At 71.0% G+C, this 20074-nt stretch carries 22 protein-coding genes; 14 read left to right on the top strand and 8 right to left on the bottom strand.

Annotation, left to right across the window (positions count from 1 at the left end):
• Positions 1-46 precede the first annotated feature (46 nt).
• Positions 47-457: a DUF4307 domain-containing protein gene (locus tag ACUP6Y_RS17650; protein ID WP_462552141.1), complete on the bottom strand. Its 411-nt coding sequence runs from the start codon at positions 455-457 to the stop codon at positions 47-49.
• Positions 458-520: 63 nt separating this feature from the next.
• Here ACUP6Y_RS17650 and mca point away from each other — a divergent pair, with 63 nt between their 5' ends.
• Genes mca through ACUP6Y_RS17635 form a run of 3 tightly spaced genes read left to right on the top strand, consistent with a single transcriptional unit; the run spans position 521 to position 2315 of the window.
• Positions 521-1411 carry a mycothiol conjugate amidase Mca gene (mca, locus tag ACUP6Y_RS17645; protein WP_462556757.1) on the top strand — a complete coding sequence of 297 codons (891 nt, stop codon included), beginning with the start codon at positions 521-523 and terminating at the stop codon, positions 1409-1411.
• Between the two features lie 12 nt (positions 1412-1423).
• A complete protein-coding gene (locus ACUP6Y_RS17640) occupies positions 1424-1663 on the top strand; it encodes a hypothetical protein (protein ID WP_462552139.1) in 240 nt (79 codons plus the stop codon).
• Positions 1664-1670: 7 nt separating this feature from the next.
• Positions 1671-2315: a LysE family translocator gene (locus ACUP6Y_RS17635; RefSeq protein WP_462552138.1), complete on the top strand. Its 645-nt coding sequence runs from the start codon at positions 1671-1673 to the stop codon at positions 2313-2315.
• Positions 2316-2324: 9 nt separating this feature from the next.
• Here ACUP6Y_RS17635 and ACUP6Y_RS17630 read toward each other — a convergent pair whose 3' ends face one another.
• Positions 2325-2918 (bottom strand): TetR/AcrR family transcriptional regulator, encoded by a 594-nt coding sequence (locus ACUP6Y_RS17630; RefSeq protein WP_462552136.1) that lies wholly within the window; start codon positions 2916-2918, stop codon positions 2325-2327.
• A gap of 61 nt (positions 2919-2979) precedes the next feature.
• Here ACUP6Y_RS17630 and ACUP6Y_RS17625 point away from each other — a divergent pair, with 61 nt between their 5' ends.
• Positions 2980-4251 carry an oxygenase MpaB family protein gene (locus ACUP6Y_RS17625; protein WP_462552135.1) on the top strand — a complete coding sequence of 424 codons (1272 nt, stop codon included), beginning with the start codon at positions 2980-2982 and terminating at the stop codon, positions 4249-4251.
• On the opposite strand, the gene ACUP6Y_RS17620 is transcribed toward ACUP6Y_RS17625, so the two are convergent.
• Both ACUP6Y_RS17620 and ACUP6Y_RS17615 read right to left on the bottom strand, forming a co-directional pair.
• Positions 4241-4756, bottom strand: coding sequence for a hypothetical protein (locus ACUP6Y_RS17620; RefSeq protein ID WP_462552134.1), 516 nt, complete (start codon positions 4754-4756; stop codon positions 4241-4243). The genes ACUP6Y_RS17625 and ACUP6Y_RS17620 overlap by 11 nt on opposite strands.
• Positions 4753-4962 (bottom strand): hypothetical protein, encoded by a 210-nt coding sequence (locus ACUP6Y_RS17615; RefSeq protein WP_462552133.1) that lies wholly within the window; start codon positions 4960-4962, stop codon positions 4753-4755. Before ACUP6Y_RS17615 ends, ACUP6Y_RS17620 begins: the two co-directional genes overlap by 4 nt.
• Positions 4963-5057: 95 nt before the next feature.
• On the opposite strand from ACUP6Y_RS17615, the gene ACUP6Y_RS17610 reads away from it, so the two are divergent.
• Positions 5058-5441 (top strand): MmcQ/YjbR family DNA-binding protein, encoded by a 384-nt coding sequence (locus ACUP6Y_RS17610; RefSeq protein WP_462552132.1) that lies wholly within the window; start codon positions 5058-5060, stop codon positions 5439-5441.
• 45 nt (positions 5442-5486) lie between these two features.
• Here the strand turns inward: ACUP6Y_RS17610 and ACUP6Y_RS17605 are convergent, their stop codons facing one another.
• Positions 5487-6155 (bottom strand): PaaI family thioesterase, encoded by a 669-nt coding sequence (locus tag ACUP6Y_RS17605; RefSeq protein ID WP_462552131.1) that lies wholly within the window; start codon positions 6153-6155, stop codon positions 5487-5489.
• A gap of 16 nt (positions 6156-6171) precedes the next feature.
• On the opposite strand from ACUP6Y_RS17605, the gene ACUP6Y_RS17600 reads away from it, so the two are divergent.
• The gene (locus ACUP6Y_RS17600) at positions 6172-6891 is read left to right on the top strand and encodes an enoyl-CoA hydratase-related protein (protein ID WP_462552130.1); all 720 of its coding nucleotides are present in this window, start codon (positions 6172-6174) and stop codon (positions 6889-6891) included.
• Here the strand turns inward: ACUP6Y_RS17600 and ACUP6Y_RS17595 are convergent.
• A complete protein-coding gene (locus ACUP6Y_RS17595) occupies positions 6888-7781 on the bottom strand; it encodes an alpha/beta hydrolase (RefSeq protein ID WP_462552129.1) in 894 nt (297 codons plus the stop codon). The two genes, ACUP6Y_RS17600 and ACUP6Y_RS17595, sit on opposite strands and share 4 nt — an antisense overlap.
• Positions 7782-7820: 39 nt before the next feature.
• Positions 7821-8780 carry an acyl-ACP desaturase gene (locus ACUP6Y_RS17590; protein WP_462552128.1) on the bottom strand — a complete coding sequence of 320 codons (960 nt, stop codon included), beginning with the start codon at positions 8778-8780 and terminating at the stop codon, positions 7821-7823.
• Positions 8781-8893: 113 nt separating this feature from the next.
• Between ACUP6Y_RS17590 and ACUP6Y_RS17585 the strand changes: the two genes are divergently transcribed.
• Positions 8894-9028 (top strand): hypothetical protein, encoded by a 135-nt coding sequence (locus tag ACUP6Y_RS17585; protein ID WP_462552127.1) that lies wholly within the window; start codon positions 8894-8896, stop codon positions 9026-9028.
• Entirely contained in the window at positions 9025-10167 is a 1143-nt protein-coding gene (locus ACUP6Y_RS17580) for a N(5)-(carboxyethyl)ornithine synthase (protein WP_462552126.1), read from the top strand. Before ACUP6Y_RS17585 ends, ACUP6Y_RS17580 begins: the two co-directional genes overlap by 4 nt.
• A gap of 41 nt (positions 10168-10208) precedes the next feature.
• On the opposite strand, the gene ACUP6Y_RS17575 is transcribed toward ACUP6Y_RS17580, so the two are convergent.
• Complete coding sequence (locus ACUP6Y_RS17575) at positions 10209-11546, bottom strand: FAD-binding oxidoreductase (protein WP_462552125.1); 1338 nt, start codon at positions 11544-11546, stop codon at positions 10209-10211.
• A 327-nt stretch (positions 11547-11873) separates the two neighbouring features.
• Here ACUP6Y_RS17575 and ACUP6Y_RS17570 point away from each other — a divergent pair, with 327 nt between their 5' ends.
• The 6 genes from ACUP6Y_RS17570 (at position 11874) to ACUP6Y_RS17545 (ending at position 20072) form a co-directional block, all read left to right on the top strand.
• Positions 11874-13460, top strand: a complete 1587-nt coding sequence (locus ACUP6Y_RS17570; RefSeq protein ID WP_462552124.1) for a sugar ABC transporter ATP-binding protein — start codon at positions 11874-11876, stop codon at positions 13458-13460.
• Positions 13457-14494 carry an ABC transporter permease gene (locus tag ACUP6Y_RS17565; protein ID WP_462552122.1) on the top strand — a complete coding sequence of 346 codons (1038 nt, stop codon included), beginning with the start codon at positions 13457-13459 and terminating at the stop codon, positions 14492-14494. The genes ACUP6Y_RS17570 and ACUP6Y_RS17565 overlap by 4 nt, the downstream gene beginning before the upstream one ends.
• A gap of 87 nt (positions 14495-14581) precedes the next feature.
• The gene (locus ACUP6Y_RS17560) at positions 14582-16891 is read left to right on the top strand and encodes a helix-turn-helix transcriptional regulator (RefSeq protein ID WP_462552120.1); all 2310 of its coding nucleotides are present in this window, start codon (positions 14582-14584) and stop codon (positions 16889-16891) included.
• 144 nt (positions 16892-17035) lie between these two features.
• The gene (locus ACUP6Y_RS17555; RefSeq protein ID WP_462552119.1) at positions 17036-18421 is read left to right on the top strand and encodes an FAD-binding oxidoreductase; all 1386 of its coding nucleotides are present in this window, start codon (positions 17036-17038) and stop codon (positions 18419-18421) included.
• Between the two features lie 26 nt (positions 18422-18447).
• Positions 18448-18840 (top strand): nuclear transport factor 2 family protein, encoded by a 393-nt coding sequence (locus tag ACUP6Y_RS17550; RefSeq protein ID WP_462552117.1) that lies wholly within the window; start codon positions 18448-18450, stop codon positions 18838-18840.
• Between the two features lie 47 nt (positions 18841-18887).
• Positions 18888-20072, top strand: coding sequence for a cytochrome P450 (locus ACUP6Y_RS17545; protein ID WP_462556755.1), 1185 nt, complete (start codon positions 18888-18890; stop codon positions 20070-20072).
• The last annotated feature ends 2 nt before the right edge of the window (positions 20073-20074 follow it).

Here is a 20074-nt window from a genome sequence, read left to right as displayed (position 1 = left end):
TGCACTGCTCGTTCGCGTACCCGTCCGGGTACATGAACGATCGAGTCTACCGGTAGCGCGGCTGTCCGTCGGTCTTGCAGCCGATCCACTCGACCGTGGTGGCCCGGCGCTCGGTGCGCACGGTCACCTTCTGCACGGCCTTGTCGACGCGTCCCGGGGTGAAGCTCTGCTCGCCGACGACGGCCTTGTCGTGGGAGATGGCGCGGGCCACGCAGGTCGCGTCGACCGGGCCGTCGCCGTAGGTGATCCGGACCCGGATGGTGGCGGTGTGGTCGTCGACGACGGTGTGCCCGATCTCCTCCGAGGAGACCGCCGGGTTGGCGTGGAAGAGCATCGCCCACAGCAGCCAGCCGAGGAACGCGACCACCACGGTGCCGGCCCCGATCACGACCGCCGTACGACGACCGCGGGACGGCGCGCCGTAGCGCTGGGCCAGGTTGTCGGGGGAGGTGCTCACCGGCCCATTGTCCCATTGACGAGGAGACCGCCCAGCATCCCTACGATGGTCAGCATGCCCACCATGCACGCGCCTGCCGTCGACCGCTCCGGGCTGCGGTTGATGCATGTCCACGCCCATCCCGACGACGAGTCGAGCAAGGGCGCCGCGTCGACGGCGATGTACGCCGCCCAGGGCGCCGAGGTGCGCGTCGTGACCTGCACCGGCGGAGAGCGGGGCTCGATCCTCAACCCGAAGATGGACCGCCCCGAGATCCTCGAGAACATCACCGAGGTGCGCCGCCAGGAGATGGAGCGCGCCCGCGACATCCTCGGCATCACCCAGACCTGGCTGGGCTTCGTCGACTCGGGATGGCCCGACGGCGACCCGAAGCCCCCGCTGCCCGAGGGCTGCTTCGGCCTGGTGTCGCTGGAGGAGGCGACCGAGCGGCTGGTCCGCCAGATCCGCGAGTTCCGGCCCCATGTCGTGACGACGTACGACGAGCGCGGCGGCTATCCCCACCCCGACCACATCCGCTGCCACGAGGTGAGCGTGGCGGCCTTCGCGGCCGCCGGCGACCCGGAGCGGTTCCCCGACGCGGGGGAGTCGTGGCAGCCGCTGAAGCTCTACTACCACCACTCGTTCAACCGCCCGCGGATGCAGGCGCTGCACGATGCGATGCTCGAGCACGGCCTGGAGTCGCCGTGGGAGGAGCGGCTCAGGGAGTGGAAGCCGGAGCCCGAGTGGGATGCCCGGATCACGACCCGGGTGCCGTGCGGCGACTACTTCGGCGTCCGCGACCAGGCGCTGCTCGCCCACGCCACCCAGATCGACCCCGACGGGCACTGGTTCGCCATCCCACGCGAGCTGCAGCAGGAGGTCTGGCCGACCGAGGACTTCGAGCTCGTGGTGAGCCACGTCGCCTCCCCGACGCCGGAGGACGACCTCTTCGCCGGCGTGACTCGAGACACCTGAGACACTGACCCCATGCATGCCGTCGTCGCCACCGTCGTCCTCGCCGTGGCCGCCAAGGACAAGCCGGTCGACCAGGACACCAACATCGTGGCCGGCTGGACGGCGTTCTGGATCTTCCTGCTGCTGATCGCCGCCGTGGTGGTGATCGGCTTCGCGCTGACCAAGAGCCTCAAGACCGCGGCTCGGGCCAAGGACGCCGGTGTGTACGGCGACGAGCCGGCCGACGACCCGGAGTCCCCGAAGGGCCCGTGACGGCGCGATGATCGGTCTCGACCAGCTCCTCGGCTTCGGCCTCGCCGCACTGGTCCTGATCGTGATCCCCGGACCGAGTGTGGTCTTCGTGGTCGGCCGGGCCGTGTCCCACGGCCAGCGGGTCGCCCTGGCCAGTGTGGTCGGCAACACCGCCGGGCTGCTGCTGGTCATGGTGCTGGTCTGCCTGGGGCTCGGCGCCGTGGTCGCGGAGTCGCAGCTGGTCTTCACCGTCATCAAGCTGGCCGGCGCGGCCTTCCTGGTCTGGCTCGGCGTGCAGGCGCTGCGTCATCGCCGGGAGATGCGCATGGGCAGTGGCGAGGCGCGGGGGTCGCTGCCGTGGGGGACCGCTCTGCGCCAGGGCTTCGTGGTGGGCGTCAGCAACCCCAAGGGCTTCATGATGTTCGCGGCGCTGCTGCCGCCGTTCGTGGACCGATCGGGGTCGGCGGGCTCCGTGCCCGCGCAGATGCTCACCCTCGGCTGCGTCGCGATCGCGATCGGCCTGCTCTGCGACTCGACCTGGGCGCTGGCCGCCGGCTGGGCGCGGGACTGGTTCGTCGTCTCCGAGCGGCGCGGCCGCATGCTCGGCGCGATCGGCGGTACGTCGATGATCGGGCTCGGCGTGGGCATGGCCCTCACCGGCCGCCACTCCTGAGCCTGCGGGTCACGCCAGCAGGTAGCCGCCCACCAGCGCGAGCATCTCGTCGAGGAGCTGCGCGCGGCTGACGACGGCCGGCTGGTCGAGCACCCAGCGCATGGCGAGGTTCTCGACCGCGAGCACCACGACCCAGGCCGTGACCGCGCCGCTCGGGCGGCGGCTGATGTCCGGCCGGGCGGCGAGGTAGGTGGCGACCAGCTCGCGGACCCGTCGCTCGAGCGCGGCCCGGCGCTCCCTGCTGCGCTGGATGGGGAGCTCCTCGGCGACCACGCGGAGCAGCTCGCGGTCGGCCTCGAGCGCGGTGAGCAGCGCGTCGGCGGTGTCGCGGACCATGGTGGGCCCGAACCCGCCGATCCGGTCCGCCAGGGAGGCCGCCACCCGCTCGGCGACCTCCTCCCAGTAGCGGTCGATGACGACGTCGAGGATCGCGGCCTTGTCGGGGAAGTACTGGTAGAGCGAGCCGGGGCTGACGCCCGCGACGGTCGCGACCCGGTTGGTGCTGAACGCGTCGTACCCGCGCTCGACGAGCACCGTCCGCCCGGCGGCGACGATCCGCTCCACCATCTCCCGGGACCGGGCCTGCTGCGGGGCCTTGCGCACGGGAGGACTGTAGAGCATTCGCGAGTTGAATGCGAGCAATGACTCGCGTCAGGATGGATCCATGTCTACTGACGTGGCCCCGGCCGCCGGCGAGCCCCTCGAGCGTCCCTACCCGACCCGCTTCCGGGCCGGCGGTGAGCGCAACCGCCGCCTCGGCCGGCCGCTCAAGGTGGTCGGGCGCGTCCGTGGCGTCGACGACGCGCTGCTGGACCGGATCGGGCGCGCCATGTTCGAGCGCGACGAGCTCGGTGCTCGCCTCGCGGACGCGATCCGGTTGCGAGGGGATGCTCCCGGCCGGGTGCGGATGGACCAGTTCCGGCGGGCGCTCGAGCGCGGCCTGGCCGCCGTACCGGACGCGCCGCCGGCCCTCGCCGACTTCCTCGCCGAGCTCGAGCGCGATCCCGACTGGCTGGACCGCGAGCTCGTCGAGGAGGGGGCCCGGGTCTTCCGGCGGCTCGGGCAGAACGCCCAGGACGTGCTGCTCCAGCTCTCGCTCGTCGGCGGCTACCGGTTCGGCGGACCCACCGACCTGCTCGTGGCCACCGGTGGCCTGACCGGCGCGCAGACCCTGCGCCGGCTCGCCGAGACCCAGAAGTGGGGTGCCAGCCTCACCGACCCCGGGTCGCTGGCGGCGCCACGCGAGGGCCGGGCGCCCGGCGAGGGCTGGCGGCTGACCGTCCACGTCCGCCTCATGCATGCGCTGGTCAACCACGCCTTCGAGGACACCTGGGACACCGCCCGGTGGGGGCTGCCGATCAACCAGGCCGACCAGGCCTCGACGCTCGGACTGTTCGACGGCGTGCTCATCATCGGCTCCCGGGCGCTCGGCGTACCGATCTCGACGTCGGAGTCCCGGGCGCTCATGCACCTGTGGAAGTACGTCGGCTGGCTGCTGGGCGTGCATCCCGACTTCCTCGTCGACGACGAGTGGGAGCGGCACCGCATCGACTACCACGTGCTGCTCGCCCAGGGTCCGCTCACCGAGGCCGGGCCACAGCTGGCCCAGGCCGTGGTCGAGGCGCAGGCGCTGCGTCGCTACCCCGGCTGGCCGGCTGTGCTGCAGCCGCTGCGCGCCCGCTACGAGCGGGAGCGGCTGCTCTCGATGCTGACCGTCTTCCTCGGCCCGGAGAGCATGCGCGAGCTCGGCCTGCCGATGCGGCCGCCGTGGGCGCACGCCTACCTGGTTGGGCTCAACACGCTGCGCTACCGGGTAGGCAAGTGGCTGCCCGGTGGGCGCGACCGGCTCGCTCGCTGGGGTGGTCGACGTGCGCAGTGGCTGCTCGACAGCTACTTCCAAGGTGACCAGGAGGACGTCGGCGAGCTCAGGGCGTGATGGCGGCCTCGGCCGGCTCGCCGGTGTCGCGGACCAGGTAGAGCCAGGGGAACGCCCGGCAGCCGATCTGCCAGCCGTCGCGCTCGTAGCGGCCCAGGCCGCCGGACCACACCACCCGCTTGTGCTCCCACCGGGTCGGGGTGCGGACCATCCGGTGTCGCAGTAGGCCCGCGCCCGTGGTGCGCCAGCCGAGGCGGCCGGCGAGCTCGAGCTCCTGCATCTCGTCGAACGCGGTGACCGGGCCGAGCCAGCGCTCCTCGGCGCCGTCGGCCGGGGAGGTGGGCTCGCGCCCGAAGCGCTGCTGGGCGGCCTGCCGGGTCAGGCCGAGGGTGCTGCCGATGGCCGACCAGCTGTGCCCGCCGGCACGCGCGGCGTTGACCGCCTGCTGGAGCAGGTCGGCGGTGACGAGGTCGGCATCCGCCGTACGACGGACCAGGGCGAGCTGGTCCTGCGCGTCGGCGCCGGTGAGGATCGCCCGGCCGATGGCCTCGGCGAGGTCGCTCACCGCTGGTCCTCGTCGCGACTGGGCAGCCACATGCCGTCGTCGTCGTCCTTCGGCTTGCGCAGGTGGGCGGACAGGGTGGCGACGCCGATCAGGATGAGTGCGATCCCGGCGCCCTGGCCGAGTCCGCGGACCAGGCCGTGGAGGGAGAGGGTGCTCGTGGTCAGCGCGATGCCGAGCACGATGAGGACGATCGACTTGTCGGACATGCGTCAACGATCTCTTGACGTGACCCAGGTTGTCAACCTCAGGTTGACGCCGCGGCGGATGCTCGGGTGTCGGTGGGGTGTGGGACATTCCTGTCGTGGCCCGCCCGACCCGTCCCGACGTCCCCGGCGCCTACGTCGCCCGGTTGCGCGCGATCGTCGCGCGCCTGCCCGAGTGCCGGGAGGAGGACGCCTGGGTCGGCATCCGCTGGCGGGTGGCGGGGACGAGGGCCACGGTCGCCCACGTCTTCGGTGGTGAGGACCAGCTGTTCCGGATCGTGTTCCGGGCCGAGCCGGAGGAGGTGATGGCGTTCCAGCATCTCGGGGCGCCGTACTTCAAGACGGAGTGGGGCGGCAACGTCGTCGGGATGCTGATCGACGACGACACCGACTGGGTCGAGCTGGGCGAGCTGCTCACCGACTCGTTCTGCCTGCAGGCGCCGCAACGGCTGGTCGACCTCATCGACCGGCCCCCGGCCTGAATCCACCGATGGTGACCTACAGCGTCCATCGGCGGATCCAGGCGCTCAGCCCTCGGCTGAGCGTGTCCAGCCGCCGGACTCGTCGACCGGCGCCCAGCTCGGGACGATGAAGAGCCCGGTCGCCTCGACCGCCGGGTCCTGACCAGGGACGCCGATCTGCGCCTCGACGGTGATCTTGCGCCCCTCCTCGCCGGCGATGCGGGCCTCCATCCGCACCGGCCCGAGCGGCAGCGGCCGCCGGTAGCGCAGGGTGAGCGTGCCGGTCATCGTGAGCCGCTTGAAGCCGCTGGAGGCCTCGCCCATGATCTGGTCGAGCATCAGCGCCGAGACCCCGCCGTGGACCATGCCCGGCGGGCCCTCGTACGCCGCGCCCAGGGTCAGCTCGGCCGACGCGGTGCCGCGCTCGTCGTGGACGATGTCGACCGGTGGGGCGATCGCGTTGCCGCGCCCGACGACCGCGTTCCCCCAGCTCCAGGTGCGGCCCGCCGAGTTGTAGCGGACGCCCGCGGGACCGGGCAGCTGCGTGGCGCGCAGCCGCGCGACCAGGCCGTCGACCTCGGCGCGTACGGCGGCCAGCTCCTCGTCGGCGACCGTACTGCGGATCGTCGCGTCGACCAGCTCGCGCACGGCGTCGGCCAGGGCGGAGACGGCCTTCTCGCGACGCTCGACCTCGTCGGTCGGGATCTCGTCGTGGATGAACATCTCCATCGTCATCCCTAGATTGTCGTGCATGAGTGACCGCACTCCCGACGCCGCCCCTGCCGTGCAGACCATCCGCGTCGAGCGCACCCTCGTCATCGGGCTGGACCGCCCGGCGAAGCGCAACGCCATCAACGGCGCGGTGACCCGCGGCCTCGACGAGGCGCTCAACCTGCTCGAGGACGACGACGAGCTGTGGTGCGGCGTGCTCACCGGCGGCCCGGTGGTCTTCTCGGCGGGTGCCGACCTCGCCGAGGGGCCGGGGGAGCCGACCGAGCGCGGCGGCATCGCCGGGATCATGTCGCGCACCCGGCCCAAGCCGCTGGTCGCCGCGGTCGAGGGCCATGCGCTCGGCGGCGGACTCGAACTGGTGCTGTGCTGCGATCTCGTCGTCGCCGCCCGGACCGCCACCTTCGGCTTCCCTGAGGTCAAGCGCGGTCTGATGCCCGACTTCGGGGGCGTCTTCCGCGCGCCGCGGGTGCTGCCCGCCAATGTCGCGCGCGAGATGCTGCTCACCGGCGAGCCGATCGACGCCGAGCGGGCCGAGCGGCTCGGCTTCGTCAACCGCCTGGTCGAGCCAGGTACGACGCTCGACGTCGCGCTCGGCCTCGCCGCCACGATCAGCGGCAACGCCCCGCTCGCCGTGCGCACCGCGCTCGCCCTCGCGCACGACGAGATCAACGGCGACGAGACCGCCAGCTGGGCCGCCAGCCACGCCGCGCACGAGCGGCTGCTGGCCTCGGCCGACTAGGGAAGAGCCGACCGCAGCCAGGCGCCCATCTCGGCAACGACCTCGGTCGCCTCGCGGACCATCCCGGCGTACAGGTGAGTGACGTGCCAGTGTCCCTCGAGCCGGCGGTAGGTGAGCGTGGCGCCCGCCTGCCGCGCGGTTGCGACGAACCGCTCGACGTCGTCGACGAACAGCTCCTCGCTCGCGGCGTGGACGAACAGCGGTGGGAGGGCCGCCAGGTCGGCCGGAGTGGCGAGGAGGGGCGACACCTCGGGCTGCTCGCGGTGGCGGCCGGCGTACGAACGGGCGCCGAGGTCGAGCCAGCCACGGGTGAGCAGCGGGTCGTCGATGTGGTCGGCCAGGCCGCCGAGCCGGGCGTCGACCCAGGGCGAGATCAGGCCCAGCGCCGCCGGGAGGGGTACGCCGACCGCCCGGGCCCGCAGTGCCAGCGCGAGCGCGAGGCCGCCGCCCGCGGAGTCGCCGGCCACCACGATCCGCTCCGGTCCGAGGCCGCCGTCGAGCAGCGCGCGGTAGGCGGCGAGCGCGTCCTCGACGGCGGCGGGGTAGGGGTGCTCGGGCGCGAGCCGGTAGTCGAGGACGTGCGCGACCGTCCCGGCCGCGTCGGCGAGGTGGGCGCCGACGGCGCGGTGGGTGACCGGTGAGCCCACCAGGTAGGCGCCGCCGTGCAGGTAGAGCAGCGCGTGCTCGGCGTTGGCGGCCGGTGTCGTGATCCGGTCGGCGGGGACGCCCCCGAGCCTGGTGGGCTCGATCGTCGTGCCCTCCGGCAGGACGGAGAGCCTCATCAGCGCGTCGATCACCTGCCGCTGCCGGGCGGGCGACAGACGGGTGCCGAGCACCGGACGGACGACGCGACGGGTGAGTGCCCGGGCGGCGCGGAGCGGGACCTGCATGCCCGCATCCAAGCAGGCGCCCGGCCCCGCGTCGGGAGATCAGGTGACGACGGGCTCGGGCGTACCGGCCTCCTGCCGGCGGGCGCGGTGCTCGGCGCGACGATCGACGAAGGCGGTGGCCTGGGCGTCGAGAGCCTCGAGGAAGGTGCCGAGCTCCTCGCGCGCTTGCTCGCCCACGCTGCCGAGGCCGGTGCGCTCGAACACGCCCCAGCTGCGCAGCACCGGCATGATCACGTCGTCGTGGTGCAGACGCAGGTCGTAGATGCCGGCCTTGGCGATGATCATCGAGTTGCGGCGGAAGCCCGCCATCGTGGCGCCCGGCATCTCGAAGCCGATCACCTCGTCGGCGATCGCGCGCATGGTCGCGTCCGGCGCGATGTCGAGGGCGGCGGCGACGATGTTCCGGTAGAAGATCATGTGCAGGTTCTCGTCCTTGGCGATCCGCGCCAGCAGCCGGTCGGCCACCGGATCGCCGGTGACCTTGCCGGTGTTGCGGTGCGAGACGCGGGTCGCGAGCTCCTGGAAGGAGACGTAGGCGACGGCCTCGAGCGGGGTCTTGTCGCCGGAGTCGTAGCCGGTGGTCATGTAGTCCATCCGGGCCCGCTCGAGCTCGACGGGATCGACGCCCCGGGTGACGACGAGGTAGTCGCGCAGGGCGATGCCGTGCCGGTTCTCCTCCGCCGTCCAGCGCCCTACCCAGGTGCCCCAGGCGCCGTCGCGCCCGAACCGGGTGGCGATCTCACGGTGGTACGACGGCAGGTTGTCCTCGGTCAGCAGGTTGGTGAACATCGCTGCCTTGGCCGTGTCGGACAGCCGGGACTGCTCGGGGGCGTAGTCCTCGCCGCCGAGCATCGCGAAGTCACGGCCCTCGCTCCACGGGACGTAGTCGTGGGGGTGCCACTCCTGGGCGATCGCGAGGTGTCGGTCGAGGTTCTGCGCCACGACGGGCTCGAGCTCCTCCAGCAGATGGCCGGTGGGGCCGGAATCGGTGCTGCTCATGGGGGTGCTCCTTCCAGGCGGTCCCTGAACGACACTAGTGCCGATGCGATCGCGGTGCGAGGCGTACTGTCGGAGACAGGGGCCATCCAGGCCCCCTCTCAGAGAGAACCGCCATGAGCGACAAGTCGCCGCGCCAGAAGATGACCAAGAAGTCCGGGAAGTCCATCAAGGAGAGGCGCGCCGAGAAGCGCGACAGTGCCACCGCGGAGACCTTCTCCGACAAGATCCACCCGGGCAAGAAGAAGTGACGGGGCTGGGACTGGGCGTCATCGGATCCTCAGCCAAGGAGAACGAGCACCGCCTCCCCATCCATCCGGCTCACCTCGGCTCCCTCGACGCCGACCTCCGGGCACGCATCACGCTCGAGCACGGGTACGGCGCGCGATTCGGCGTCGACGACGCGTCCCTCGCCGAGCACGTCGCCGGGTTCGCCTCCCGCGACCAGCTGCTGGCGGACTCGGACATCGTGCTGCTGCCCAAGCCGCAGCTCTCGGACGTCGCGTCGATGGGCCCGGGCCAGACGCTGTGGGGCTGGCCGCACTGCGTGCAGGACACCGAGCTCACCCAGGTCGCGATCGACCACCGGCTGACCGTCATCGCCTTCGAGGCCATGAACCACTGGACGCGCGACGGCACGGTGGGCCTGCACGTGTTCCACAAGAACAACGAGCTCGCCGGCTACTGCTCGGTGCTCCACGCGCTTCAGCTCGCGGGCCTCACCGGCGACTACGGTCGCCGGCTCAGCGCGGTGGTCATCGGCTTCGGCGCGACAGCGCGAGGCGCGGTGACCGCCCTCAACGCGCACGGCGTGCATGAGGTCGCGGTGCTGACCAACCGCGGGGTCGCGGCGGTGGGCTCGCCGATCCACTCGGTGCGGATCCGGCAGTTCGAGCACGACCAGGACGACGGAGGCCGGAGCCACGTGATCACCGAGCGCGGCCGCGAGCCGCTGGCGGCGTACCTGGCCGAGAACGACATCGTCGTCAACTGCACCCTCCAGGACACCGCCCACCCGCTGGTCTACCTGCGCGAGGAGGACCTGGTCGCGTTTCGTCCGGGGAGCCTCGTCGTCGACGTGTCGTGCGACCTCGAGATGGGCTTCAGCTTCGCCCGCCCGACCAGCTTCGACGAGCCGACGTTCGTGGTGGGCGACAACGTCCTCTACTACGGGGTCGACCACTCGCCGTCGTACCTGTGGAGCTCGGCGACCTGGGAGAACAGCGCCGCCCTGATCCCCTTCGTGCGCCGGGTGCTCGAGGGCGGACCCGGCTGGGATGCGGACGAGACGCTGAGCCGCGCTATCGAGGTCCGCGACGGCCGGGTGGTCAATCCCGCGATCCTGGCGTTCCAGGGCCGCGAGCCGGAGCCGCCGTACCGGGTCGCCTGAGCGCGGCGGACGGTGCCGCCCTCCTGACGTGAGCCGACCGATCAGGCAGGGGGGATGTTGTGGTTGAGGTGGAAGACGTTCTCGGGGTCGTACTGCCGCTTGAGCGCGACCAGGCGCTGCCAGGCCTCCTCGCCGAACGAACGGCGCTCCCGAGCGACATCGGGCCGTGCCTGGACGTTGCTGTAGCCGATGTCGGAGTGCGAGTCGCACTGGCTCAGCGCCGTCATGAACTCGTCGGCCCACCCGATGTTCGTCGCGTCGCCCGACTCGTCCTCCCAGAAGGTGTCGGGCATCATGAGCCACGCGCCCGGCTGACTTCCCACCGCCAGCGCGCTCGGGTGCTCCGGGGCACGTCCGCGTCCGATGGCCACCATGGTGAGCTCCGCGGTGAGCCCGAGGTCCTCCATGCGTTGTGCGGACGTCGTGACGGCGCCGATGACGTCGTCGGTGAGCGCCTTGACCTCGATCAGGTCGTACCACTGACGGCACGGCACGATGAATGAGTCCATCTCGCACGTGAAGTCGTAGAGCGATCGCTCGACCACGCCGTCCACGGCCGGCGGATACATCTCTCGCAGCGGGCGCAGCTCCTCGGCGGCGACGTCGCGGTCACCGATGTGCACGACGACGACCATGAAGCCGTGCCTGCCGCGGATCGCGTCCGGGTAGTCCGGCTCGTCCGGGACCACCGAGGAGTAGACGAACATGGACATGTCGTCAGAGACGGTCATGACCAGGTCATCGACCAGGCGCAGGATGTCGGGGCCCTGCTCCGGCAGGTAGATGAGGGTGCCGATCAGGGCCTTCTCCGGCACGCGGCAGAGCTTCTGCTTGACCCATGTCACGATGCCGAAGTTGCCGCCCGCGCCTCGGGCTCCCCAGAACAGCTCGGCGTTCTCGTCGGGAGCCAGACGGAGCACCTCACCGTCAGCGGTCACGATCTCCATCTCGAGGATGGTGTCGACACCCCAGCCGAGCTTGGGCGACAGCGGGCCCCAGCCTCCGTGGACGTTGACGCCACCCACGCCGGTCGTGCGCATCCACCCCATCACTCCCGCCAAGCCCTGGCGTCCCGTCTCGGCATAGAAGTCGCCGCCGAGCACACCTCCCTGCAGCCAGGCGGTCTGATCCACCGTGTCCACCCGGACCGCGCGCATCAGAGCGAGGTCGATCACGACGCCGCCGTCCGTGCGCGAGAAGCCTGCCGGATGAGTCCCGCCGCAGCTGACAGCGATCTCGAGGTCCGCCGCGCGTGCGTACCGGACCGCAGCCACGACATCGACGGTGTTCGCCGGCCGCAGGACGAGTGCCGGATGCTTGTCGAATCGCCTGTTGAAGTGCTGTCGGTAGCCGTCGTACTCCGGGTCGTCCGGGGTCACGACTTCCCCGTTGAACCCGTACCGGAGGGCTGCGAGATCTGCGGCCCGCGTCGCGGAGTCGCCCGATCCGTCATTGGTCTGTTCGAGATCAGCGGGGGCTGTCACGTCTGTGGTCACGATGTTCCCTTCAGGAGGTGGGAGGGCGTGCCGCCCGCGGCGGCTCGAAGAATGTCTCCGCGGCAACACTGTCGGGAGGAACGTAGGGAGGATCCGGCGCCGATCTCAATGACTACGGACCGATGTACGTAGTGATATCCGTGGTCCCCGGGACTCACTGCGATCAGCGCCGCCGCGACGATGGCGTGACGCGAGCAACGAGGAGTTCCGATGGAGACAGACGTCGCGAAGACGGACGGGTCCGGACGCAGGATCGCCCTGCGGGTGACCGACCTGGTCAAGACCTTCGGCGGCACGCGTGCGGTCGACGGAATCAGCTTCGAGCTCGAGTCCGGGACGATCCACGCCCTGCTCGGCGGCAACGGCTCCGGCAAGTCGACGACGATCAAGATGCTCAGCGGGATGTACCAGGCCGAGCAGGGTGCGATCACCGTGGACGACGAGTACGCCGCGGGCACGCACGACGCCAGCGCCTGGACGGCCGCGAAGGCGCGGGAGGCGGGTCTCCGCTTCGTCCACCAGCAGTCGTCGACGTTCCCCGAGCTCACTGTCGCCGAGAACCTGGCCATCGGTCACGGGTTCGAGACCGGTGCGGGCGGCCGGGTCCGATGGCGTGCCCAGCGGCGGCACGCGCGCGACACGCTCCGCCGCTTCGGCATCGACGTCGATCCGACAGCGGAGCTGGCGCGTTACGGCGTGGCCACGCATGCGATGGTGGCGATCGCCCGCGCCCTCCAGGACATCACCCCGACCGGAGACGATGGCGCCGCCGGCATCCTGGTCCTCGATGAGCCCACCGCGGCACTGCCTCCTCGCGAGGTGTCGGTTCTCCTCGACGAGCTCAAGCGACTTGCCCGCCAGGGGCAGACCGTGGTCTACGTGACCCACCGCCTCGACGAGGTCGTGCAGATCGCCGACCGTGCCACCATCCTGCGAGACGGCCGAGTCTCCGCCACCCTCGAAGGCGCCGAGATCACCCATGGCGCTCTCGTGGAGTTGATCGCCGGGGAGAGCCAGCAGGCAGTCCCGTCCCCCGACCGACCAGTTCGCCCGAGCGGCGCTGTGCGCCTGCGGTGTACGGGTCTGGTGGGCGACGCGGTCAGGAGCGCGAGCCTCGAGGTCCGAGCCGGCGAGATCGTCGGCGTGGCCGGACTGCTCGGCTCGGGGCGCTCGACCCTGTTGCGGCTCGTCGGCGGCGACGCACGCTGCGAGCACGGCGAGATCCTTCTCGATGATCGACCGGTCCGCTTCGGCTCGTCACGTGACGCCGTGCGGGCTGGTGTCGCCTTCTCGCCTGAGGACAGGCGCGAGTCCGCGGCGTTCATGGACCTGTCGGTGCGCGAGAACATGGGCATTCTCTCGACGCCCCGCTACTTTCGGCGCGGGCGCCTGAGACACCGGCAGGAGGCGCGGGATGCCGAGGCGCTGCTGGTGAGCCATCGGGTTCGCGCCGCGTCGACGGAGACGCCGATCGGCCTGCTCTCCGGTGGCAACCAGCAGAAGGCGCTGCTCGCTCGGTGGCTGCGGCTGGGCCCGCGGCTCCTTCTCCTCGACGAGCCCACCCAAGGGGTCGACGTGGGCGCACGCGCCGAGATCTGGCACCTCGTCCGCCGAGCGGTGGACGAGGGCTCGGCCGCGCTCGTGGTGTCGTCGGACTTCGAGGAGCTGGTCTCGGTGTGCGACCGCGTGATCCTTCTCCGGCGCGGAGCCACGGCCGGAGAGCTGGACTGCCGAGGGCTGACCGACAGCGCGTTGGAACACGCTGTGCTGGCAACAGAAGGGACGAACGTCGCATGACCAACGAAGCAATCGCCCAGGTGGCGCCGACAGCCGCTCAAGCAACCGGAGCGGGAGGTGCGCCGGACGGACTGCGGTGGCGGCAACGCGCGGTGGGCTACCTGGAGGCGTTCGCGCTGCCGGCATGCCTGCTCCTCGCCGGCGCCTACTTCGCACTCAGCCCTGCCACATCGGCCACCTTCCTGACCGCCGCGAACCTGCAGGTGCTGGTCGCCGGCCAGGCCGTCGTTGCGATCGTCGCGCTCGCTCTGCTGGTGCCCCTGTGCGCAGATCAGTGGGACCTGTCGGTCGGCGCAACGGCGGGCTTGGGTGCGGTGTACGCCGCCGCGACGATGTCGGGGGGCAGCCTGCTCAGGGGAGTGGCCGTCGGCCTTGCGGTCGGGGCACTCGTGGGGCTCGTCAACGCCGTGATCGTGACGCGGTTCAACGTCAACGCCGTCATCGCCACTCTCGGCACGATGACGATCCTGGCCGGCGTCATCAACCTCAAGACCGGAGGTGTGGCCATCGTCAGCCAGATCCCCGATTCTTTGGTGAGGCTCGGATCGGAATCGTGGCTGGGCGTTCCCAAGATCGGTCTGCTGGTCGCCGGGGTCGCGCTTGCCGTGCATTACCTGCTCGAGCACACTCCGTATGGCCGCTATCTCTACGCCCTCGGCGCCAACCCGACCGCCGCACGGTTGGTGGGTCTGCGCACCAGGTCGCTCGTCGCGTCGGCATTCGTGGTCGCCGGTGTGCTGGCGTCGGTCGCCGGGATCCTGGCGGTCGCGCGGTCGGGCGGTGCCAATCCCCGTCTCGGCGACCAGTTGCTGCTGCCCGCCTTCGCGGCCGCCTTCCTCAGCGCTGCCTCGATCAAGCCCGGCCGCCCGAATGTCGGTGGGCTCCTGATCGCGGTCTACTTCCTCGCCGTCATCAACAACGGGCTGAACCTCGCCGGCGCGCAGCCCTACGTCAGCTCCTTCGTCAACGGTGGCGCACTCATCATCGGTGTCGCGCTGGCCACCTGGCTCGGTCGGCGCAGGCGAGGCGAGTAGCCGGACGGGCTGCGTCGAACCGTCGCGAGCGGGGCGAGTCAGCGATAGCATCGCCCCGCCCCACCCCTCCGCCCAGTAGGGACCCCGATGGCACAGCAGCCAGACCTGGGGGCCGGGGAGCTCACGAGCTTCGTCGGCCGCCGACAGGAGCTCGCCGACATCCGGCGTCTCATGTCGAGCGGCAGGCTGGTCACCCTGACCGGGATGGGAGGGGTCGGCAAGACCCGACTCGCCTTCCGTCTCGCCACCGACGCCCGTCGGGCGTTCCCGGACGGCATCGGCGTCGTCGAGCTCGCGTCGTTGAGCGATCCTGAGCTCCTCCCGCACTACGTGATGGAGATGCTGGACATCCGGGACCAGTCGGCACGGCCACCCGCCGATCTACTGTGTGACCACCTGCGTGCCCAACGGCTGCTGCTCGTGATGGACAACTGTGAGCACGTGGTCGCAGCGGCCGCCGACCTGATCGACCGGCTCCTGCGTGCGGCCCCCGGGCTTCGGGTCCTGGCCACCAGCACCCAGCCGCTTCGCCTCTCGGCCGAGCACGTGTTCGCGGTGCCGCCGCTGCCGGTGCCCCGTGCCGGCGACACCATCGAGGCCGGTACGGCGATGCAGTACCCCGCCGTGTCGCTGCTCGCGGACCGGTCGAGGGCAGTCGTCCCCGACTTCGCCCTGACTCAGGACAACGAGGCCGCTGCTGTGCGCCTGTGTCAACGCCTCGAGGGCATTCCCCTTGCCATCGAGCTGGCGGCCGTCAACCTCAAGGTGCTCAGCGTCGAGGGTGTGATCGAACGGCTCGACGACCGCTTCCTCCTCCTCCGCGAAGGCAGCCGGGACCTCCCCGCGAGGCATCGCACCCTCGAGGCGGTCATCGACTGGAGCCATGACCTATGCACTCCGCAGGAGCAAGCGCTCTGGTCCCGGGCCGCCGTCTTCAGCGGAGGGTTCACCATGGAGGCCCTCGAGACGGTATGTGCGGGCGAGGTGATCTCCGCGGCGTCGATCCTCGGCACCGTGGCGGGCCTGGTCGACAAGTCCATCCTTGTCCGCGAGCAGGTCGGTGCCCACGTTCGGTTCGACATGCTCGAGACCATCCGCGCCTATGGCCTGACCCGTCTGCAGCAGGCCGGTGCCGAGACCGAGACCCGACGGCGGCACCGGGACTGGTGCCTGGCGCTCCTGCTGGATGCCGGCGATGCCTGGACCGGTCAGCGTCAGCAGGACTGGGCGACCACGCTGCTGCTCGAGCGGTCCAACCTGCGCGGCGCGCTCGAGTGGAGCCTCAACGAGCCCGGAGAGGCACGCGTCGGCCAGCACATGGCCGCGGCGCCGTGGTTCTGGTTGGCCCTGGGTCACTTCGCGGAGGGGCGCCTCTGGTTGGAGCGCGCGCTCGCACTCGACAGCACACCCAGCCTGGAACGATCCTGGGCGTTGGTGACGACGGCCTACCTGGCGGTGTGCCAGGGCCACACCGCCGAGGTCCCGGCTTTGATCGGACAGGCCCGGGCGACCTGGCCCGATGACGCCTCGGTGGAGGCCTTCGCGCAGCTCGTCCTCGGTACGCAACGCAACATCGATGGCGATCTGGGCGCTGCGATCGACCTGCTCACCGACGCGCTGGAGCGGTTCTCCGTCGTGGACCTCCCGGGTCAGTACGCCGACCTGGCCCGGATCGAGCTGGCGTCCGCACACATCCTGTCCGACCAGCTCGACGCCGCCACGACCGTCGTGCATGCGTTGCTCGAGCGCAGCGTCGAGACGGGCTCGCGATGGCAGCTGTCGTACGCGCTGTGGGAGCGAGGCCTCATCGCACTGCTCCGGGGCGACCTGGCCCGGGCGGAGGCAGATGCCACGGAGGCGATCCGCATCAAGCGTCAGTTCCAGGACACGCTCGGCCTCGCCCTGACGGTCGACCTGCTTGCCTGGGTCACCGCCGAGCAGGGCGATGCCCGTCGCGGCGCGATGCTGGTCGGTGGTGCGAACGTGCATTGGCAGACGGTCGGTAGCCCACTGATGGGCTCGCCACAGCTGATCGAGCTGGGGGAGAGGTTCGAGACCCGGGCGCGCACCTCGATCGGGGACGCCGAGTTCCAGGCCGCGCTCGACCGCGGGGGCAGGCTGACCCTCGACGAAGCGGTCGCTCTCGCACTGCGGGAGAAGCCGGCGCCACCAGCGGCCCCGTCGTCGACCGCGCCGGCGTCACGTGGCGGCACGGCGCTCACCCGGCGCGAGCGCGAGGTCGCCGCGCTCGTCGGCGAAGGACTGTCGAACAAGGAGATCGCGGGCAAGCTCGTGATCTCGGTCCGCACCGTCGAGGCGCACGTCGAGCACATCCTCACCAAGCTCGACTTCACCGCGCGCACCCAGATCGCGCACTGGATCGCCCAGCAGCACTGACTCGATGTCGCGGCCCGCTCCCGGTCGCCGATATCCGTAGTTACGTACGTGCTCCCCCGGATTCTCGCGAGCCGCCCACGGCAGAGGCTGTCTCCCATCGACAACGGGCCCGATGTGCCCGTCGGATCCGGACAGGGAGACCAGATGAGCCTTGACCCCAGCGCCCGAGCGGACGTGGTGGCGGCGCCGCCGTACTTCCGCGGCGAGTGGATCGTGGCCGGCGACGGCGCGTACGACGAGCGGCGGGCTCACTACAACCACGCCTTCGACCGACACCCGACCGTCATCGCCCGCTGCGTCGGCGTGCAGGACGTCCGAGCTGCGCTCCAGGTCGCCCGCACCCAGGGATGGGACGTCGCCGTGCGCGGTGGTGGACGGGGACCCGGCGGTCACTCGGCGATCGAGAAGGGGATGCTCCTCGACCTCTCGCTCATGAACGACGTCTTCGTCGACGCCGAGCGTCGAACCGCTCGGGTCGGCCCGGGCGCCACGCAGGGCGACGTGTTGCGGGAGACCGTTCCGTACGGCCTCGCGCCGATCACGGGTCTCCTCTCGCACATCGGATTCGTCGGCGTCGCGATCTACAGCGGCACCGGCCATCTCTCGCCCCGGCACGGCTACAGCTGCGACTGGGTGGTCTCGGCGCAGGTCGTCCTCGCCGACGGGCAGGTCGTCACCGCATCGCCGACCTCGCACCCGGATCTCTTCTGGGGCCTGCGCGGCGCGGGGGACAACTTCGGCGTCGTGGTGTCCGTCGAGACGCAGCTGCACGCCGTACCGCAGACGGCGACGCTCGCGACCTGGTCCTGGCCGGCAACCGACGTGGCGCCGCTGCTCGACAGCTACCGGCAGTTCGAGCGCGGTGTCTCCGCGGACGTGTTCGTGGTCGCAGGCTACTCGGCGGCGCCCGGACGCGAGCCGACCTTCGACGTGACCCTGACTCACCTCGGCGATGCAGCGGCGGTCGCGCGTGACGTCGACCTGGTCGACGGGTTCGGCAGCCCGGTCGAGCGATCGGTGGTCGAGGTCGGATGGGTCGAGCTCCACCACGCCTTGGACGACGCCTATCCCAGCTGTCGGCAGTACTGGGCCGCAGCCGATCTCAGGTCCCTCGACGACCCCACCCTCGGACTCCTCGCGGACGAGCCGAAGCGCATCGTCGACGCGCCGGCGGGCGCCTCGCTGTTCATCGGCTTCTACAGCTACCGGGACGCCATGCTGCGCCAGGTCTCCTCACCTCCTGCGGCGATGGATCGGCGCCGCGGGTGCGAGCTGATCGCCATCGCGATGTACGACGACCCGGCCGATGACGAGGCGTGCGAGGCATGGGGCGAGGGATTCGTCGAGCGCTACCGCGCCGCCGGCGTCGCCCATCCCGGTGCGATGCCGAACTACACGACCCGCGTCGACATGCGCGACGCCTGGGGCGCCGCCTACGACCGACTGGCCGAGCTCAAGGCGACCTACGACCCCCACAACGTCTTTCGTCGCAATTGCAACATCCCGCCGGCCACGGGCGGCCGGTCGTGAACGGCGACAGAGAGGAATCATCGACCATGACCGAGGTCCCGGACATCACGGCGGTCTTCGAGCAGGTCGTCGCCGCCATCCAGCGCGGCGACGTCGAGACTGCGGTGCAGAGCTTCGCCGACGACGGCGTGGTGATCGACTTCACGGCCCCGGACGCGCCGCTGATCGGCAGGGCAGCCATCGCCGAGGTCCTGCGCGGCTACTGGGAACTGATGCCCGACCTGACCTTCGAGGTGTCCGGCGTGCTCGCCGGTGACGATCGACTCTCGGGCGAGCTGGTGATCACTGGTACGCCGGTCGGGCAGGCCGACCGGGTGACCCTGCGCTACGGCGTGTTCGAGCAGTTCCGCGACGGCAAGATCGTCGCCGAGCACCTCTACTCCGACTCGCGGCAGCTGCCCGCCGGCCTGGGTGGGTGACGACGATGAGCACCTATGGCGGACGTGCGTCGGAGTGCCCGGTGGCGATGCCCGTCGGACGTGCCCGGGTGGTCGATCCTCCCCCCGAGCTGGTCCGCCTCCTCGAGGAGCAGCCGATCTGCCGGGTGCGTCTGCTCAACGGCGAGAGCGGCTGGTTGACGTCCGACTACGAGCTCGGCCGGGCCGTTCTCACTGACAGCCGGTTCACCGCCGTGCGGTTCTGGGGACGGCAGCCGGTCGGCGAGCTCGATCGCTGGCTGGCCGAAGGGGTTGCCGAGGAGGGCAAGCCGCCGCACCTCAACGAGGCCGATCCTCCGTGTCACACGCGCCGTCGTCGCGCGATCATGAGCCGACTGTCGTTCCGGCGGGTGCAGGAGACTCGCGAGCGCGTCCAGGCGATCATCGACGAGAGTCTCGACGCGCTGGAGGACGCCGGACCACCGGCCGACTTCATGGAGCTGGTCGGCGGCCCGGTTCCCGGCCTGGTGTTGAGTGAGCTCCTCGGCGTGCCGCGCGAGGACCGCGAGTTCTTCGTCGACCTGACCGACCGCATCCGGAACCCCGACCTCCCGGCCGAGAACCTCGACGGTGACCTCCGGGAGTGGGACGCGTACGTCGAGCGACTGGTCGAGCGCAAGAGCCGGGACCTCGGCGACGATCTGCTCAGCGACATGATCCGCGACGAGTCGACGACGCACGCCGAGGTCATGAAGGACGCCGTCGGGATCCTCCAGGCCGGCCACGAGACGACGACCAGCCAGTTCGGGTACGGCCTGTTCACGCTCCTCTCCGACGTGACCCGTTGGGAGGCGCTGCGCGCCGATCCGACCTCGATCGACGGCGTCGTCGAGGAGATGCTGCGCTACAACACGGTCATCGAGCCGAACCCCACCGAGCGGACCGCGCTCGAGGACGTCGAGATCGGCGGCGTGGTGATCAGGGCCGGCGAGACCGTCATCGTCTCCCTACTGGGGGCCAACCGCGACCCGAGACGGTTCGACGCTCCCGACGAGTTCCGTGCGGATCGCAAGGACCGCGGTCACCTGGCGTTCGGGGGCGGCATCCATGTCTGCGCCGGGCAGCACGTCGCCCGGCTGGAGCTGACGCTCGGCTTCTCGTCCCTGGCCCGTCGTTTCCCGAACCTCCGGCTGGCGGGGCACGTCGACGACGTCCGCTGGATCCGCGCCAACGCCCAGACCGCCGGTCCCCTGACCCTTCCCGTCACCTGGTGACG

It is taken from the genome of Nocardioides sp. S5-5 (assembly GCF_054954065.1).
Note: the sequence above shows the minus strand (reverse complement) of the source record. Positions and strands in the feature narration are given on the sequence as shown.

What these genes read in the sequence shown, in the direction of transcription:
- mca (WP_462556757.1), top strand. Translation starts at nt 521, where the DNA reads ATGCACGCGCCTGCCGTCGACCGCTCCGGGCTGCGGTTGATGCATGTC.
- ACUP6Y_RS17635 (WP_462552138.1), top strand. Translation starts at nt 1,671, where the DNA reads ATGATCGGTCTCGACCAGCTCCTCGGCTTCGGCCTCGCCGCACTGGTC.
- ACUP6Y_RS17560 (WP_462552120.1), top strand. Translation starts at nt 14,582, where the DNA reads ATGGCACAGCAGCCAGACCTGGGGGCCGGGGAGCTCACGAGCTTCGTC.
- ACUP6Y_RS17625 (WP_462552135.1), top strand. Translation starts at nt 2,980, where the DNA reads ATGTCTACTGACGTGGCCCCGGCCGCCGGCGAGCCCCTCGAGCGTCCC.
- ACUP6Y_RS17555 (WP_462552119.1), top strand. Translation starts at nt 17,036, where the DNA reads ATGAGCCTTGACCCCAGCGCCCGAGCGGACGTGGTGGCGGCGCCGCCG.
- ACUP6Y_RS17565 (WP_462552122.1), top strand. Translation starts at nt 13,457, where the DNA reads ATGACCAACGAAGCAATCGCCCAGGTGGCGCCGACAGCCGCTCAAGCA.
- ACUP6Y_RS17585 (WP_462552127.1), top strand. Translation starts at nt 8,894, where the DNA reads ATGAGCGACAAGTCGCCGCGCCAGAAGATGACCAAGAAGTCCGGGAAG.
- ACUP6Y_RS17550 (WP_462552117.1), top strand. Translation starts at nt 18,448, where the DNA reads ATGACCGAGGTCCCGGACATCACGGCGGTCTTCGAGCAGGTCGTCGCC.
- ACUP6Y_RS17640 (WP_462552139.1), top strand. Translation starts at nt 1,424, where the DNA reads ATGCATGCCGTCGTCGCCACCGTCGTCCTCGCCGTGGCCGCCAAGGAC.
- ACUP6Y_RS17595 (WP_462552129.1), bottom strand. Translation starts at nt 7,781, where the DNA reads ATGCAGGTCCCGCTCCGCGCCGCCCGGGCACTCACCCGTCGCGTCGTC.
- ACUP6Y_RS17600 (WP_462552130.1), top strand. Translation starts at nt 6,172, where the DNA reads ATGAGTGACCGCACTCCCGACGCCGCCCCTGCCGTGCAGACCATCCGC.
- ACUP6Y_RS17545 (WP_462556755.1), top strand. Translation starts at nt 18,888, where the DNA reads ATGCCCGTCGGACGTGCCCGGGTGGTCGATCCTCCCCCCGAGCTGGTC.
- ACUP6Y_RS17570 (WP_462552124.1), top strand. Translation starts at nt 11,874, where the DNA reads ATGGAGACAGACGTCGCGAAGACGGACGGGTCCGGACGCAGGATCGCC.
- ACUP6Y_RS17605 (WP_462552131.1), bottom strand. Translation starts at nt 6,155, where the DNA reads ATGACGATGGAGATGTTCATCCACGACGAGATCCCGACCGACGAGGTC.
- ACUP6Y_RS17590 (WP_462552128.1), bottom strand. Translation starts at nt 8,780, where the DNA reads ATGAGCAGCACCGATTCCGGCCCCACCGGCCATCTGCTGGAGGAGCTC.
- ACUP6Y_RS17615 (WP_462552133.1), bottom strand. Translation starts at nt 4,962, where the DNA reads ATGTCCGACAAGTCGATCGTCCTCATCGTGCTCGGCATCGCGCTGACC.